The organism is Bythopirellula superficialaquae, assembly GCF_059632245.1.
This window is the reverse complement of record NZ_CP197426.1, coordinates 2345275-2360764: the sequence shown is the minus strand read 5'-3', so window position 1 is coordinate 2360764 and position 15490 is coordinate 2345275. Positions and strand designations below refer to the sequence as shown.

Sequence of the window (15490 nt, the reverse complement as noted above, 5' to 3'; positions counted from 1 at the left end):
CTTGAACAAGTTATTGAGATTATCCTATGCCGCAAAAAAACAAATCCGCATTAAAGGCTCTTAAGTTCGAGTCTCTTGAACCTCGGCTGGCACTGGCAGCTGAAGACTTGATTGATTTCACGGCCATGCCGGCCGGTGCGCTCGACGGCAAGATTGTTTATACCTCGGGCGGCCATGGCCTGGAGTGGGTAAATAGCACCATCGGCTTTTACGCAGGCCGTGAAGAATATCAGAGCACCGAAGTGAACGAAGCCTTCGGCAATCAAGATCAATTGTATTTTTATGCGGAGTATTTGCTGCGGGCTGGCGCCACCGTAGCTCCCATGCGCCCGATTGGGCATCAAATCAATGAAGTTGTTTTGGATAATGACTCAGCGGGAGTGACGTTCGCGGGGGCTTGGTCGAACAGCTCTGCAAGTATCTACTATGATGAAGACTACGGTGCGGTAGCGGACACGGTTTCTTATCGATTTTCTTCCATCAACGCTAGCGAAACCGCGACAGCAACATATACCCCTGACATTCCCGAGGCCGGTTATTATCCGATCTACACCTGGGTTGCTGATTCCACCAATCGTACGGACCAACTCTATAGAATCCACGATAGTGATGGCGGCGTTACCGAGATTCGTGTCGATCATCGCAAAGTGGGCAAAGGTTGGGTTTATTTAGGAACCTACCACTTTGACGAAGGCACAAGCGGCAGCGTGGTCATTAGCAATCAATCGACCGCTGGTGGTTCTGTCGTCATTGCCGATACGATTCGCTTTGGTAACGGCATGGGAGATTTGAAAGACGGTCCCAACGGCGTGGGACATGCCAGCGGCACCACGTCGGGCTCTCCACGCGAGGACGAATCTTCCCTGTTTTGGGTATGGCGCGCGGTCGGCCAAGGTTACAGCCCAGCTTCCGTGGTGGGAACGAGTAATATCTCCGCTCCCCATCTGATGGCGGAGCACATGAATTCCGACACAAATGCCTTTGGTACCTCGGTCTATATCGGATTTCATTCCAATGCGGGCGGCGGTCGCGGTGCGGTGGGATTGATCAATACCAATGCATCTGCCGCAACTCCCAACCAATCCGCCCTGGCACTCTATACGGGTCGTCAGATCAACCAGGACATGCAGGCCCTCAATGGCCAATATGAACATAATTGGAGTAATCGCACGACCCATACTTATACTAGTTCGTTTGGCGAAATCGATGGCGGTCCCGGCGCGGAAATGGACATGACCATCATCGAAGTCGCTTTCCACGATAGCGTGGAAGATGCTAACTTGCTGAACGACCCCAAAGTCCGCGAGCAGATTGGTCGATCGACTTACGAAGCAACGATCGAGTATTTCGCCAATTTTGGTGGGCTGGCCGATACAACGAGCCAACCAGCCGCACCACTGAACGTCCGTGCCGTCACCGAGTCAGATGGCGATGTCACGGTCGCTTGGGCTGCGGGCCCGACTGGCGTGAAGGGTGGTATAGCCACGTCGTATCGTGTTTATGTTTCCAACGACGGTTACGGCTACGCCGGCTATGTGGAAGTCGCCGGAGGTGGGGCGGGCTCCTACACCTTCGATGCCGCCAGTCTCGGCGACCAGAACTACTACTTCGAGGTGGTGGCTGTTAACAGCGGCGGCGAGTCGCCTCGCAGCGACGTTGTTGCAGCACGGTCGATCTCGGCACTTGCTCCCAAAATTCTGGTCGTGAATGGCTTTGATCGCAACGACCGCACGCAAAATGAGCGCTATCCCGATCCATTTTCGGGAGACCCCGACGGTCTGGACTTGGTCGATCGCGTGCGGCCGCGCTACAACAATACGTTCGACTACGTCATTCAGTATGGCGAGGCGCTCGCGGAAACGAATTACAACATCGACACCGTAGAGAATGATGCCATCGTCTCGGGATTAATTGATCTCGCCGATTACGACATCGTGATGTGGATCTCCGGCGAAGAATCGACCGCCGACGAAACGTTCAACGCCACGGAACAAACTTTGGTTGCCAGCTATCTGGCCGGTGGCGGGAAAATGCTGGTTTCCGGCTCGGAAATCGGTTGGGATTTGGACCGCCCCAGTGGTCCGACGGCCGCGGACCGCACTTTCTACAACAGTTCGCTACGCGCCGATTATGTCTCCGACGACTCAGCAACTTACAACGTGCAGGGGGCCGTCGGCTCGATCTTCGCGGGGCTGAGCTTTTCGTTTGATAACGGCTCGCAGTTTTACGACGTCAATTTCCCCGATCGCATTAATCCCTCGAATGGATCGACCACCGCATTGAGTTACGTCGGCGGAACGGGCGGCGGGGCGGCTATTCAGTACGACGGCGGGGCGACCAAGGTGGTCAATTTGGCGTTCCCGTTCGAAACGATCACCACGGCCGCGAATCGAGCCGCGGTCATGGATCGCATTCTCGAATTCTTTGGCGTGGCCAGCCAAGAACCCACGGGCGACTTCGACCAGGATGGCGACGTCGATGGACGCGACTTTTTGGCGTGGCAACGTGGTGCCGGAGTGGCCAACCCGACACTCGCCGACGGCGATGCCAACGGCGACGGCCTCGTCGATGGTCTCGATCTTGGCATTTGGCAGGATCAATATGCGACGCCAGGGCCCCTACTCGCCGTGAGCGCGTTCACCGCGGAAAGCGAACTGGCATCAGCTTCGTTGGAATCGGAATCTGATTTTGTGGACGCAACGAGCGCCGCCGCTTCGTTCGCGTTGAATGCGCCTCACGACAATCTCAGCACCAATCGCGAAGAAGTTTTCGACGAAGTTCTCGCGGCGGGAGAGGGCGTAGTTTCCACAAACTTTGCCATTCTCACCGCTCACGCTACACCGAGCTTCGCCTTGGTGGAAACGGAACCGAGTGCAAACGATGGCTCAACACTTGATGCCGAATTTGACTTAGCGTTTGATGAGTTGGGTGATTTGTTCAATTAACGAACAGTGAACCACTCATTTACGCTATTATTCGCTCATGAACAATTGATAAGCGCCGATTAGCGCACATGAGCGGTTAAGCATTCTTTAATCGTTCCATTCATGGTTAAAGAACTCGAGACATGGCCGTTCACTCAATTGCGCAGAGGACAGGCTCTCTTGCGCAAACGCGCGAAACATTTCACCACTTCTTGTTGCAGTTTTTGCAAACACTTGCGCATAATACAGGCAGTGTTGTTCCGTTTGAGCTTCCGTAGCGGCCGGTTGCTGTTTCTTTAAGCAGACGAGACTGTGGTGATTGTGAAGCGCTCTTACGTGCGGTCCAGACTCTTAGTTCTTGCGCTCTGGGTTCGCAACGACTTTCTCGGCCAATTTTTGCGCGGTCTGCGCCTTCAATACGCCATTGCTCCGGTTCGTCTGAGGTCCCGATAGCCAGAAGAGTTCCAAGTATGCCATTTCTAGCATCGAAGCGATTGAAAGCGTTTACTCTGGTCGAGTTGTTGGTGGTGATCGCCATCATTGGCGTGCTTGTTGCGCTGTTGTTGCCGGCAATTCAAGCAGCACGCGAAGCCGCCCGCCGCACGGAATGCAACAACCAGCTTAAGCAAATCGGCCTGGCGATCTTAAACTTTACAGATGCCAAAAAGGTGTTCCCAACCGGAGGCACCAATATCTATCCTGAAGTACAAAACTATATGGTCAATGGCGTTCCCTTGGGTCCAGACAAGCAAGGGCTTAGTTGGGGTTACCAGATCCTCAATTATCTTGAACAAGGTACGACCTATTCGATTCGAAATACTGATCAACTTAAAGAGATTGTCGTACCCGTCTATGTATGCCCATCTCGACGAGCTCCAACCCGCGCGGAAGAAGCAGGCGAAATGGTTGCGCTTTCTGATTATGTCGGCGCTATGCCCTGTGGCTACGAAAATTACACACAGACCAACGCTTATGTCCCTATTTCAATCTCGGCTAGCACTCGCGGAGGAGTGGCCGATAGTCAGACCGTTCGCAGAGAGCGGTTCTTTGGCTGTGCTACCAGCACTTGTATTACAAGTGTTCCTGACGACGAAATCTATCTGGGCGTTATTGTTCGCACACCGCATAGACAAGTCGGTTCAGTCGGTGGCAGAGGCGGTATTGCTCACCAGCCGGCGACGAATGTGACTCCGACAATTGGTTTTGCCCAGATCTCGGACGGCACAAGTAACACCATGATGATTGGCGAGAAATTCGTACGGCCCGATTGGTATATCGGGGGCAGCGATTCTGATGATCGTGGCTGGTCCGATGGGTGGGATCCGGATACGATGCGTTCGACTTGCTGGCAGCCAATGATGGACACGCTCAATGGCACGACAAACGATACTTTGTACGGTGAAAACGCCGACGTTGTTGAATTCGGCGCTGCCCATCCGAGTGGCTTCAACAGTGTCTTCGCCGACGGGTCGGTCCACGCAATTAACTACGACATCGACGCACTACTTTTTGATCGGCTGGGCAATCGTGAGGACGGCTTTGTTGTTGACCACAGCCAGTTTTAGCGCCATCACCGATCGCACTGCATCGCCTCTGAACTCAATGTAAAAATTGGTCGAGGCGAGCTTCTCTCTCTCAATCAAACAGTTTGTTGCGCAAACGCGCTCGGCACGTGCGCAAAACGATTGAAGGCTTCGCTCGGCAACCCCTTTGCGCGCTATGCATCCGCAAAGAAAAGGCAACCGGCAATTCTTCGATTCTCCCGATTTTTGCGGCCATTTGTCACCAATTTTGTTGATTGTCTTCACCCCGTTTGTTATCCTAACACCTGTAGGTGGCTCAGCGGGTGGCAGTTTAACTTGGCCATCTGAGGTTTTTTTGTCAGAGGGAGGCAAAAGGCGCTGAGTGATGTCTTTACATCACTCGTTCCTTCTCACTGGCACTTCTTTTTTTCGCATTGCTTTCCAACTACTTCTGAGTAAGAGCTAACCGATTCAAACATCATTGAAAGGGGAGACCACACATGCAGTTCCGACCACGACTCCTTGCAACCTTGACGTGTGCCACACTGCTGGCATTACCGTCGCTTGCCTTTGGCCAGATCATTTGGAGCGACGACGATTTCATCTCCACAGACTACACCACGAGTGGCGTTGGCAACCAAGACATCCGCTTCAACTTCGATTACAGTAATTTCGACGTATACGGCGATGGCTTCCTCGAAGTCACCATTCCTGCCGCCCCGCGCGGTGGTGGCACGGGTGTTTTCCTTTCCGCCAACAACGTGCTACCCGCCCAAACCGCACTCTCCTTTTCTTCGATTTCACCGACCCTCGCCAATGTGAACGTCGGCAACGGCACCGGGAACGAAGACTACGTGATGCGTGTGGACGTCTTCCACAGCACGGGTACCGGCATCGACGACGGTGCAGGTAATGTTTCGTTGGTTGGTACCACCAACTATGCTTTCCTAGGCGTAAACCAAACCAACACCACGGTCCAAATGCAAGTCGCCAACAATCCGGGTGGCGGTCTCACTGGCCAGGGCATCCGCTTGGCAATGACTGCTGATTCGGGCGGTGCCGAAGATTATGTGCCTGTAGTGGGTGGTGCGCTCTATCGCGACCGAGTCGGTCTCGCGACCGTAGCAGGTCAAACCTACGATGCCGACGATGGCGTCGACACCGGCTTGGCTTCGCAAGAAATCAACAAGGCTTGGATTCCTGAAGGCTTTGAACTCGTTGATACTGACACCAGCCCAGCTAACGATCTGAATATCTTCCGTGGGGATTCGCTGTTCTTCAGCCCCGACAAGAACAATCCAGGAGGCTTCTTGGCCGATGGTTCGGGTGTGGATCGCAGCTTCTTCTTCGAAGAATTCGGCAAAACGACCGGTCCAACTCACTTTACGGGTGGCACGGGCATTCCCGCTGATCCTGCCTTCATTCGCGACAACGATGCCTTAACCGGTGGTGTTGTTTACAACAAATGGTCGACCCACGAAGTTTACTGGGTTGATGGTACGTTCACCTATGTGATTGATGGCGTTCCCGTTCAGCAGTTCACCCCCGAGGCTGGTAATACCCCCAACCTGGCCAACGTGAGCTTTGCTGGAACAGGCACCTTGGGTTTCTGGGATCTGTTCGGTGGATCGGTCGCGACCAGCCCCGACGGTGGTAACTTCGTGATCTACGACAACCTCGAATTCGAGGTCGCCGATGCGGGGGATGTCCCCGATATGCTGGCCTACTTGGCAGCCGGTGGTTACTTGCCAGGTGCGGTCGTTTCTGGAGACCTCAACGGTGACGGCGAAGTCACGGGCCGCGATTTCCTCGCTTGGCAGCGTGGCGAAACATCTCCGGCCTTTGATGCCACTGCTCTGGCAGATTGGCAAGCCGCTTACAACGGCGGTGCTTTGTCGGCTGTGACGGCCGTCCCCGAACCTACGTCGGTGATCCTCCTGTTGGGTGTCGCCGGCTGCGGTCTGTTGGTTCGCCGTCAGGGCTAATCGTTAAATCTATGAGTCGTTAGTCGTTGGAAGTTAGTCGTGAGATTTACTTGCCTCTAGCTTCCAGCCTCTAGCCTCTCTTTATCGTCCTTGTTTGTTGAGGTTGCTAATTCTGCTGGAAGCCTACGCGGCGTGTTAGCGATCTTGCTCAGTCGGCCCCGGAAACGGCGGTTGGCTCACTTGGGGTGAGCCACCGTCGGACCCGGGGTCGCTGCGTTTCACGAAGTCAGTTGATGTGTTGTTCGTGGTCAGTTGTGAGGAAGGTGCAGATACGTTCATCAACTGACAACCCACTACTGACGACTTGCACCTTTCGCACAAGCGCGAAACTTCTGCGCTCTTTTAGTACCGCCTACAAGGCAAAAGCTCTTTGCTGTTTCATCTTCTCCAGTAGAATAACAGACGGAGAGAGGCAAACTCCCAATCATTCATAGGAATCATGCGGTATGTATCTTTCCGTTTCTCGCGGTCCATCCCTGCGCCGCCTGCCTGCTCGCCAAAGAGCGGCCTTTACGCTTGTCGAATTGTTGGTGGTGATCGCCATTATCGGCGTGCTTGTCGCGTTGTTATTACCCGCGATTCAAGCGGCACGCGAAGCGGCACGCCGCGCGCAATGTCAAAGCCAACTGCACAATCTCGCTCTCGCGGTCGCCAACTATGAGAGCGCCAAGAAAGAGCTACCACCCTCGAGCAACATGCAATACAGCAACTCGGGTGGCCGAGGGGGTGTACCTTTTGGATTGAATATGTATACAGGCAATCAGTTCAGCTGGATCGTGTACACACTTCCCTACATGGAATTGCAGTCGCTCTACGATCAATTCGAGTTCGGTCCAACAGAAACAGTTTTTACTCAAAACACCACAACATTTCCTGAGTCCCAGCAGCCTGCCGTACTGCTCTGTCCCAGCGACTCAGCTCAAAATCGCTTCTATGAATCGTCGAGTTTTGCTCAAAACAGGAAGTTTGCCAAAGGCAATTACGCAGCCTACTCATGCCCAGAGCACATCACGAGTTCGTTGGTCTGGCAGGGTGCATTAATACAAAAGCCCCAGCCTTTGAACGTAATTACTGATGGTACGTCCAATGTGATTATGCTCACAGAGGTACGAACTCGCGAAGATATCGAAGATCAAAGAGGGGCATGGGCCTTGGCTTGGCCAGGCACAAGTGTCTTGGGGCTTGATATGCATGGCCGAGGACCCACAATTTCTGGTGGCGGAAATATTGGCGATCAGGCCGGTAATCAAAACGTTCCTTATGATCCTGATCCTAACGTCGTCCTCGGAGCACTTCCTCCCAACGCGACAAACTATCAGGATGATGTACGAGATTGCACGGCTGGCAGTCAAACCAATCTCGACTCTCAATTGCAAGGCATGCCATGCTTAAACACAAATTCACATACAGCTGCTGCGCGGAGTCTCCATCCCAGTGGAGTGAACGCGACACACGTCGATGGCAGCGTGTTTTTTTTGAATGAGGATATCGACGCAACCATCTTGGGCCTCATGATTCATATCAGCGATGGAAACGTTGTCCCCCAACAATAGTTAAATAGTTTTCCATAGTTGCCGTTCGCCTACTATTCGCAAACCTGGTATTTGAAATCGCTGATGAAAGAAGCCTTGCCAATCGCTGGTGTCTCCCTGGGTATCTTCCTCGTGGCCTTAAGCTTCGTTTGGGGTCTCATCTTCCCCGCCACGAATCAATGGACACCCGAGCGGGCTAAAGAGCTCTCAGAATTAAACCAGGAAGTGCATGGTTTAATGTTCAAGGCGTCTGCTGCTGAACAGAACCCCAATTCTGTCAAAACGGGCAATCCGGCCGAGATCATTGCCGAGTACCGCGAGAAGAAGCAGCGGCTGGAAGACCTTAACAAGGAGTTCCAGGGGATCAAGGAATCGCCGCAAACTTCGTCCAAGTACCTCCGCTGGACGGGGATCGCCTTTGTGATTCTGGGAGGCCTTGGCACGATGCTGGGCAAGGAAGGCTAGAACATACCGGCTTTTTGCTGAATCTGCGCAGGAAAGAGAATCTTTTGCGCTCGATTTTGTGGCGTTTTTGCCGGTCGTGGCTATTATGAAGATTGCGTAAAAAGAGGAATAGAGGGCTTGTGGCGGAGCTCCAAAGGCATCGGGAACCGTTGGTCGGTCTCGATTGATAAAGAACATTTGACTGATACGACTCGAGTTTTCATCTGAAAGGACTAGTCTAATGAAGCGAATTTGTCTCTCCGCCTGCACCGCAATTGCGGTTGCCTTGGCAAGCCAATCTGCATTTTCTGCATCCGTCTATTACACCGAGGACTTCGACGTTGATAACTCGGCCAATTGGACCGTCAACGATCCTGCTCTTTCGGACATAATCGTCGACTTCAACTACGATTATTCAGCAATTGGAGTTCCCGCGGCCCCTGGTGGTGCTTCCACCCGCGGACTCAAAATGACTGCCAACAATTCTGGTGGCATCTTTAGTGGTTTTAGCGTCTCGCCAACTGGTGAAAGTTTCAACGGCGCTTACCAAGTCAAATTCAATATGTGGCAAAACTACGTAGGTCCGCTCGGCCCTGGTGGTAGTGGCACGACTCAGCTTTCGACATTCGGTATTGGCACATCAGGCACGACTTCGTTTTGGCCCGGTGCGGCTGTCAAGGAAAGCGTCGCCTTTGGCGTGACTTTGGACGGTGGCTCAGCTTCCGACTACCGTGCTTATAGTAGCGCCGCACCCACATCGTACGCTGCTGGAAATGCCGTCTATCAGTCCCCTGGCGGAACAATTAACGAGAGTGGCGCCTATTACACAAGCGCCTTTCCCCCAAATTCAGCTCCGGCTGCACAACTTGGCTTGTTCCCAGGTCAGACCGGTTCGACGAGTGCTGGCGAAGTGAGCTTCGCTTGGCGTGAAGTGACGATCGATGTGAAAGGTGGTTTCGCCACCTGGAGCATTGACGGCCTCCCCATCGCGAAGATTGACCTCAGTACCGTCACCTTGGGCGGTGGAAATATCCTCTTCGGTCACGGGGACACAAACGCTGGATCCTCGGCTGACCCGAACGACACTTTGCTCAACGTGACTTTGATCGACAACATCGTCGTGTCGCAAATTCCCGAGCCAACCTCGATGGCCCTGGTCGGCTTGAGCTTGGTTGGCCTGTTGGCGACTCGCCGTCGCTAAGCACGGTCAAGAATCGTATATCACAAACTCCGGCAAGATTCTCTTGCCGGGGTTTGCACTTGTTTTGGTGTTACGAAATATCGCATCTAGGATTTGCCCCTAACGCTGATTCGATCAGACATTGATGATTGTGTTTAAAGGCCATATTGCGCAGCGGAACAGAGGGCTTGTGGCGGAGCTCTAAGGCATCGGGAGCCGTTGGTCGGCACCCGATTTTGATATCACATTTTGACTGACACCACACGCGTTCCCAATTGAAAGGACAAGCCTAATGAAGCGAGCCTTAACAACCACCTTGCTGGCCCTCGCGCTGGCAACCCCCTGTGGCATGCTCTCTGCCGCACTGATTTCCGATGACTTTGAAGTCGACTCCTCCGCCAACTACACCGTCGTGAACGATGGGACCCCCAACGGCACGGTCGATTTTGTCTTTGATTATGTGACTGCCGGTATCCCCTTGGCCCCCAATTCCTCGGGCGGCGATACGTTGGGCTTACGCCTAACAGCGAATGACTCAGCTGGAGTGGTCGATGCCTACACCGCGTTCCACAACACGAATGTCAAATCCAAAATTTACAAAATGAAGGTTGACGTGTTCATGGGTTATTCTGGCACGGCTGGTACCACTGAACATGGGCATGTCGGTGTCGGCGGCGACGGCGCGACATTTAATTCGATCTTTACTCCGATCTCGGGTTCAGGCTCATTCATCGCCTTCACGGGCGATGGCGGCTCCGCTTCGGATTATCGTTGGTACCTAGACGCAGCCAATGGTGGGCCAACAACGGTGCCCGGGGCGGACCCAAGTTACTTGGCCGGCAGTGCCAATGGTACCGCCGCTTTGTACCAAGCGCTCTACCCAGCTCCTCCCTCGACGGTTGCTGGCAGCCCTGGCAACATCTGGACGACTGTCGAAGTCTTGGTCAAAAACGGTACGATCACGTATAACTTCGGTGGTACCGATATCGTGAAAGACACGTTTACCGGCAGCCTCGGTGGTTTGGTCAGCCTCGGCTTGGCCGATACTTTTGCTACCTCGGTCGATCCGGGGACGGTCTTCACCCTTTACGACAACCTCGAAGTGACGATCCCCGAGCCAACCTCAATGGCCCTGGTCGGCTTGAGCTTGTTCGGCTTGTTGGCGACTCGCCGTCGCTAAGCAACCTTGTTTCGTAAAATGCATACGACCCCGGCAAGAGTCGATCTTGCCGGGGTCGTTTTTTGTCATCCGCCCCTTTGACGGGTTATGCCATTCGTTGCGGGTAATACTGCGCATTTTCGAGTGCGGATTGCGCTCATTCCCGTTGTCTGTTCTGCAATTCCAGCTAAAAATGGATGGTGAGAGAGGCGCGGATTTTATATTTTGATCCGATTCATACGTTGACCACATCAGGATGGGAACCTCCGTGACGAAATCAAAGCTATCAGCAACTTTATCTGTCCGCCGTCAGTCGCACGGTTTCACTCTCGTGGAATTGTTGGTTGTTATAGCCATCATTGGCGTCTTGGTCGCCTTGCTATTGCCGGCAATCCAAGCTGCTCGCGAAGCGGCCCGCCGTGCCCAATGCCAGAATAACCTCAAGCAAATCGGCTTGGGCGCGTTGAATCATGAAAGTACTCAAAAGTTCTTCCCCTCCGGAGGTTGGACGTTCGATTGGGGCCCAGATCCCAATCGTGGTTATGGCAAATCGCAACCGGCCGGGTGGATCTACAGTTTGTTAGCTTACATAGAACAGCAAAACTTACGTAACCTTGGTTCAGGTACTACGATTGGTACAACAGCCCATAGGGAAGCAATGACAATTTTGCTGCAGACGCCTGTAGATACGTTCCTTTGTCCCTCGCGTAGTGCTGCGCGTCTTCCACTGTCGGTATGGAATGACCCTGTCAAAAACTTAGGAAACTGGGTTAGGCCTTTAACGACCACTTCAGGAGTCTTTAAAGCCGACTATGCTGCCAGCTCTGGCGATTCGATTTATTATGACGGCGATCAATGGGCGGGCAGCTTACCTGCTCCCTCTGGGAATAATTATTCTGCAGCAGATTCAGCTTTGGAGAGCGCTCTTAATAATCCATCAAAGATTACGACTACTTGCGATGGTCCAGCTACACGTGGCGGGGCACGAAACTTTTGTCAAAGTGGTGTTGTCGGTATTGCTAGCGAAGTGCAGGGCAAGCAAATTCCTGACGGACTTTCAAATACGTACTTTGCAGGTGAAAAATACATGCAACCATCCGAATATGCTGGTGCAGCAGCAGCAGGCGAAGAAGGTTATTCGTTGAACTCCAACCAAGCTGCTTATTGCGGTTACGAATGGGATAACCAACGACGTACTTGGAATCCCGATCTTGATACGGTTAGCACGCAAGAAAACTATCAGCCTCGCGCCGATACGCTCAACTACGAGAATACCGCTATCTTTGGCAGCTCACATCCGGCAGCGTTTCACATGGTTTTCTGTGACGGTTCGGTGAGATCAATCAACTACGACATCGATCCCGCCACCCATGCTTATTCCGCCAATCGATTGGATGGGCGAAACGCGCAACAATAAATCACAAGCGAAGAACAAAATTGGCAAAAATAGAACCCCGCATCTTGTAGGATGCGGGGTTCTTTTAATTGCTGCAATGCCCCCCAAGATCACTATTTGCTTTTCAGATCGAAAATCACCCTTTTATTCGAAATCAAAGGATCATCTTTTGATACCTGTTGACCGAGCGTAGTTTCTGTATTGTATCGAGCGGGAATTGTCTCTTTCCCACCTTCTGTTTTTGAGATTCGCACTTTATAAAGCCCAGCTTGAATTCCTGGTGGACTATCAGGGCTAGGACGCTTTTCCTTAGGGATTTTTGGGCTGGCTGTACCAATTGGTGATGTAATATCAGACGCTTGCTGGGTAACCCCCCCCAAAAATTCTTCGGGATCAAATGTGACTGTTGCGCCAGTCAATGGTTGCCCATCCATCAAAACGGTGCATGTCAAATTGGTCATTCCAAGGCTCATTTTTTCCCATTCTCTAATTCGGTTCGCAATTTCTTCGCCCGACACTTTTCCGTCATTGTCATTATCAAAAGATTTGAGCGCTGAATTTATTCCAGAAGCCTTCACCAACTCCTCACCTCCGATGAAGCCATCCTTGTCTGTGTCGTAGATGACCAAGGCCTGAGCTGCCGCACCCTCGGCGTCGAAGCTGGGGACTTCCACCGCAGCTGGACCACCGCTGCAACCTAAGAAAGAAAACAGGCCGGCATTGGCCAAACCTAATCGAAGTGCATGCGAGCGGATGATTTGTTGAATCACGGCCGGTTCCTTATTCGGAATTCGTTGTAAAGAGTTGTATTAAGCCCATTCTCAACGGACACCGTCAATTCGCAAGTGGGTGAACGCCGCGAAAGTCGGCAGTTTTGCAGCATGAATTGCGGTGGGATGTCAAACGTCTCTGATTTGCGGATCGTGCTCTCCGCTTTGCGCGAAATACAACCGATTCGCGTCGCGTAACTCCGACTTCCTGCCCCTGTGCCGATATTCAGAATGGATGGCGTTCGATAGGCTTTTCCTTTAATTTGCCTGATGGAACCACCAAGCAGAGGTCATGCAGGGAACCGGAAAAGTCAATGAGCCAACTCTCTTTCACCCCCGGGCCAGCGCCCCACACCGTGCGTGGTGCCGACGGTACGATCTTAACCGTCCCCAATGGTTGGGAACTTCTACCACCCGGCGATGCGGCACTCACGAGGCGAGTCAAAGCGGCCGGCGAGCATTGGGTTGTTGCCGAAAAGAAGGGGCGAAAAATATTCTCCCGTGGAGTTTGGGCACCTGCGGCAACCATTGAAAAAATCCGCGGTGAACTCGAAGCCGAACGATCAACCAGGGGCTATGCCGAGAAGAAAGCCAGCGATGCAAGGCGGCGTGAGCAAGCTCAAACCGAGTACGTTGAAGATTTCACGCAATCCGTTGTGAAGTTTCTCTCTTTTCATCCTGCTCACGCTGACCTGGCGAACAAACTCGCCCGGCGAGTCGCCGATCATGCCACACCGGTAGGCAGCGGCACCGTGGCTCGTACCAAGCGTATCCCCGTCGAACAACGCGCCGAATCGGCCGTCATCGCCTGGATGCGCCACCAAACGACGGGCTACGATTCCATGAAAATCCCACGCGAAAAGGGCAAACGGCGGGAGGTTCGCCGGATGCTGGCTCAACGATCCAAGGAACTGTTGGCCCGCTATCGAGAGGGCCAGACAGGTGGCGCAGGATGTCCTTTGTTGAAGGCGCTAGCAAATCCGTAGGATCTTATCGCGCCACCGTTGCGACGTTATTCCGCCCCAAGAAATTTGAGAGCGGAGGGCACGGGACTCGAACCCGCAACCGGTTGCCCGGCACCTGAATTCCAATCAGGCCGCTAGCCATTCGCTTACCCTCCGAGCATCAACTCAACTGATCAAGTTGATCCAAGGCTCATCATAAAAACGCTCAAACGATGCTGCAACGACAAATGCTGCAATGTTGAGCCCGGCGCGGCGATCAATCGATCGCGTTCGCGCCTTGGATGAGCATGACGAACTCTTCGTTCGATTTGAACTTGCCCAGCTTGCTGGTGAGTTGCTCCATCGCGTCGACGTGGTGCATCGAAGACAACGTGCGTCGTAGCATCGTTGTCGCGTGCAGCGTCTCCGGCGGGAGCAGCTTCTCTTCGCGGCGGGTGCCTGATTGCTCGATATCGATCGCAGGCCAGACGCGGCGGTCGGCCAACTTGCGGTCGAGCACCAATTCCATGTTGCCGGTGCCTTTGAATTCCTGAAAGATCAGTTCGTCCATGCGGCTGCCGGTGTCGATCAAGGCCGTGCCGACAATGGTCAGCGAACCGCCTTCTTCAAATGCCCGAGCCGTTGCGAACAGCTTCTTGGGAATGTCCATCGCTTTGATGTCGACACCACCGCTCATCGTCCGGCCGGTGTTGCCAACCCATTTGTTGAATGCGCGGGCCAAGCGGGTGATCGAGTCCATCAGCATGAACACGTCCTTGCCCAATTCGGCCAGCCGTTGGCAACGAGCCACCACGAGCTGGGAGAGCCGCACGTGGCTTTCCACGTCGTTGTCGAGGCTGCTGGCAAACACGTCGCCATTGACGATATTGCGGCGCATGTCGGTCACTTCTTCGGGCCGCTCATCGATTAGCATGACCATCAAAGCGACGTTCGGATAGTTGGTGGAAATCGCGTTGCTAATATGCTGCAACAACACGGTTTTACCGGTTCGCGGCGGAGCGACGATCAAGGCGCGTTGGCCTTTGCCCAGCGGCGTCAACAGATCCATGACGCGCGTGCTAATGGGCTGCGCACCGGTTTCCAAGCGATACCATTCCTCGGGGGTGATCGGCGTGAGCTGATCGAAGTTCTTGACGTTGACATATTCTTCGGGAGCAATGCCATCGACGTCGAGCAATTCACGCAACCGCGGGCCTTGCTGCTTGCGATGGTGCTGGACCATGCCGCTTAAGAGCAAGCCTTCGCGGAGACCGAACTTTTCGATCATCGTGCCGGGCACGAAAGGATCGGTTCGTTCGCGGGTAAAATTGGTCGACGGGTTACGCAAGAAGCCGTAGCCGTTGGGATGCATTTCCAACACGCCGGACCCCGGCACCAAGGGCAGGGGTTCGCCGCTGTCGGAATAGTCCGGCTCGCGGGAATCCTGGTAGTTGTTCCGGCGGCGGTTATTGTTGTTGCGATAGCCACCTTGGCGGTTGTTGGGCCGGTTGTTGTTATTGTTGTTGCTGCGGCCACGGTAACGGTTATTGCCGCCACCACCTTGGCCACCGCCACCACCTTGACCACCACCGCCCGATCTTTGACGCTTGTTCACAGTCAGAATCCTAGTTTC

12 protein-coding genes and 1 tRNA gene are annotated in these 15490 nt (G+C 53.5%); 9 read left to right on the top strand and 4 right to left on the bottom strand.

The window, feature by feature from the left end; all coding sequences use genetic code 11:
• Positions 1-26 precede the first annotated feature (26 nt).
• From SH678x_RS09655 to SH678x_RS09645, 3 genes are all read left to right on the top strand, one after another.
• On the top strand, positions 27-2945 hold the full coding sequence (locus SH678x_RS09655; RefSeq protein ID WP_496922695.1) for a golvesin C-terminal-like domain-containing protein: 2919 nt from the start codon (positions 27-29) through the stop codon (positions 2943-2945).
• Between the two features lie 449 nt (positions 2946-3394).
• Positions 3395-4489: a DUF1559 family PulG-like putative transporter gene (locus SH678x_RS09650; protein ID WP_496922694.1), complete on the top strand. Its 1095-nt coding sequence runs from the start codon at positions 3395-3397 to the stop codon at positions 4487-4489.
• 458 nt (positions 4490-4947) lie between these two features.
• A complete protein-coding gene (locus SH678x_RS09645) occupies positions 4948-6432 on the top strand; it encodes a PEP-CTERM sorting domain-containing protein (protein WP_496922693.1) in 1485 nt (494 codons plus the stop codon).
• 135 nt (positions 6433-6567) lie between these two features.
• On the opposite strand, the gene SH678x_RS09640 is transcribed toward SH678x_RS09645, so the two are convergent.
• Positions 6568-6711, bottom strand: a complete 144-nt coding sequence (locus tag SH678x_RS09640; protein ID WP_496922692.1) for a hypothetical protein — start codon at positions 6709-6711, stop codon at positions 6568-6570.
• Between the two features lie 167 nt (positions 6712-6878).
• Between SH678x_RS09640 and SH678x_RS09635 the strand changes: the two genes are divergently transcribed.
• From SH678x_RS09635 to SH678x_RS09615, 5 genes are all read left to right on the top strand, one after another.
• Positions 6879-7985, top strand: coding sequence for a DUF1559 family PulG-like putative transporter (locus SH678x_RS09635; RefSeq protein ID WP_496922691.1), 1107 nt, complete (start codon positions 6879-6881; stop codon positions 7983-7985).
• A gap of 63 nt (positions 7986-8048) precedes the next feature.
• Positions 8049-8429, top strand: coding sequence for a hypothetical protein (locus SH678x_RS09630; protein ID WP_496922690.1), 381 nt, complete (start codon positions 8049-8051; stop codon positions 8427-8429).
• Positions 8430-8649: 220 nt separating this feature from the next.
• A complete protein-coding gene (locus tag SH678x_RS09625; protein ID WP_496922689.1) occupies positions 8650-9609 on the top strand; it encodes a PEP-CTERM sorting domain-containing protein in 960 nt (319 codons plus the stop codon).
• A 271-nt stretch (positions 9610-9880) separates the two neighbouring features.
• Positions 9881-10768, top strand: coding sequence for a PEP-CTERM sorting domain-containing protein (locus SH678x_RS09620; protein WP_496922688.1), 888 nt, complete (start codon positions 9881-9883; stop codon positions 10766-10768).
• Positions 10769-11015: 247 nt separating this feature from the next.
• Entirely contained in the window at positions 11016-12164 is a 1149-nt protein-coding gene (locus SH678x_RS09615; RefSeq protein WP_496922687.1) for a DUF1559 family PulG-like putative transporter, read from the top strand.
• A gap of 92 nt (positions 12165-12256) precedes the next feature.
• Here the strand turns inward: SH678x_RS09615 and SH678x_RS09610 are convergent, their stop codons facing one another.
• The gene (locus SH678x_RS09610) at positions 12257-12913 is read right to left on the bottom strand and encodes an EF-hand domain-containing protein (protein ID WP_496922686.1); all 657 of its coding nucleotides are present in this window, start codon (positions 12911-12913) and stop codon (positions 12257-12259) included.
• Positions 12914-13227: 314 nt separating this feature from the next.
• On the opposite strand from SH678x_RS09610, the gene SH678x_RS09605 reads away from it, so the two are divergent.
• Positions 13228-13899 (top strand): DUF2293 domain-containing protein, encoded by a 672-nt coding sequence (locus SH678x_RS09605; protein WP_496922685.1) that lies wholly within the window; start codon positions 13228-13230, stop codon positions 13897-13899.
• Positions 13900-13951: 52 nt separating this feature from the next.
• Here the strand turns inward: SH678x_RS09605 and SH678x_RS09600 are convergent.
• Both SH678x_RS09600 and rho read right to left on the bottom strand, forming a co-directional pair.
• Positions 13952-14033: transfer RNA gene (locus SH678x_RS09600), tRNA-Ser, on the bottom strand.
• Positions 14034-14134: 101 nt separating this feature from the next.
• A complete protein-coding gene (gene rho, locus SH678x_RS09595; protein WP_496922684.1) occupies positions 14135-15472 on the bottom strand; it encodes a transcription termination factor Rho in 1338 nt (445 codons plus the stop codon).
• Between the last annotated feature and the right edge of the window lie 18 nt (positions 15473-15490).

Coding starts and splice junctions, on each gene's coding strand:
- SH678x_RS09640 (WP_496922692.1), bottom strand. CDS start 6,711: ATGAACGTATCTGCACCTTCCTCACAACTGACCACGAACAACACATCA.
- SH678x_RS09655 (WP_496922695.1), top strand. CDS start 27: ATGCCGCAAAAAAACAAATCCGCATTAAAGGCTCTTAAGTTCGAGTCT.
- SH678x_RS09620 (WP_496922688.1), top strand. CDS start 9,881: ATGAAGCGAGCCTTAACAACCACCTTGCTGGCCCTCGCGCTGGCAACC.
- SH678x_RS09625 (WP_496922689.1), top strand. CDS start 8,650: ATGAAGCGAATTTGTCTCTCCGCCTGCACCGCAATTGCGGTTGCCTTG.
- SH678x_RS09650 (WP_496922694.1), top strand. CDS start 3,395: ATGCCATTTCTAGCATCGAAGCGATTGAAAGCGTTTACTCTGGTCGAG.
- SH678x_RS09635 (WP_496922691.1), top strand. CDS start 6,879: ATGTATCTTTCCGTTTCTCGCGGTCCATCCCTGCGCCGCCTGCCTGCT.
- SH678x_RS09630 (WP_496922690.1), top strand. CDS start 8,049: ATGAAAGAAGCCTTGCCAATCGCTGGTGTCTCCCTGGGTATCTTCCTC.
- SH678x_RS09605 (WP_496922685.1), top strand. CDS start 13,228: ATGAGCCAACTCTCTTTCACCCCCGGGCCAGCGCCCCACACCGTGCGT.
- SH678x_RS09645 (WP_496922693.1), top strand. CDS start 4,948: ATGCAGTTCCGACCACGACTCCTTGCAACCTTGACGTGTGCCACACTG.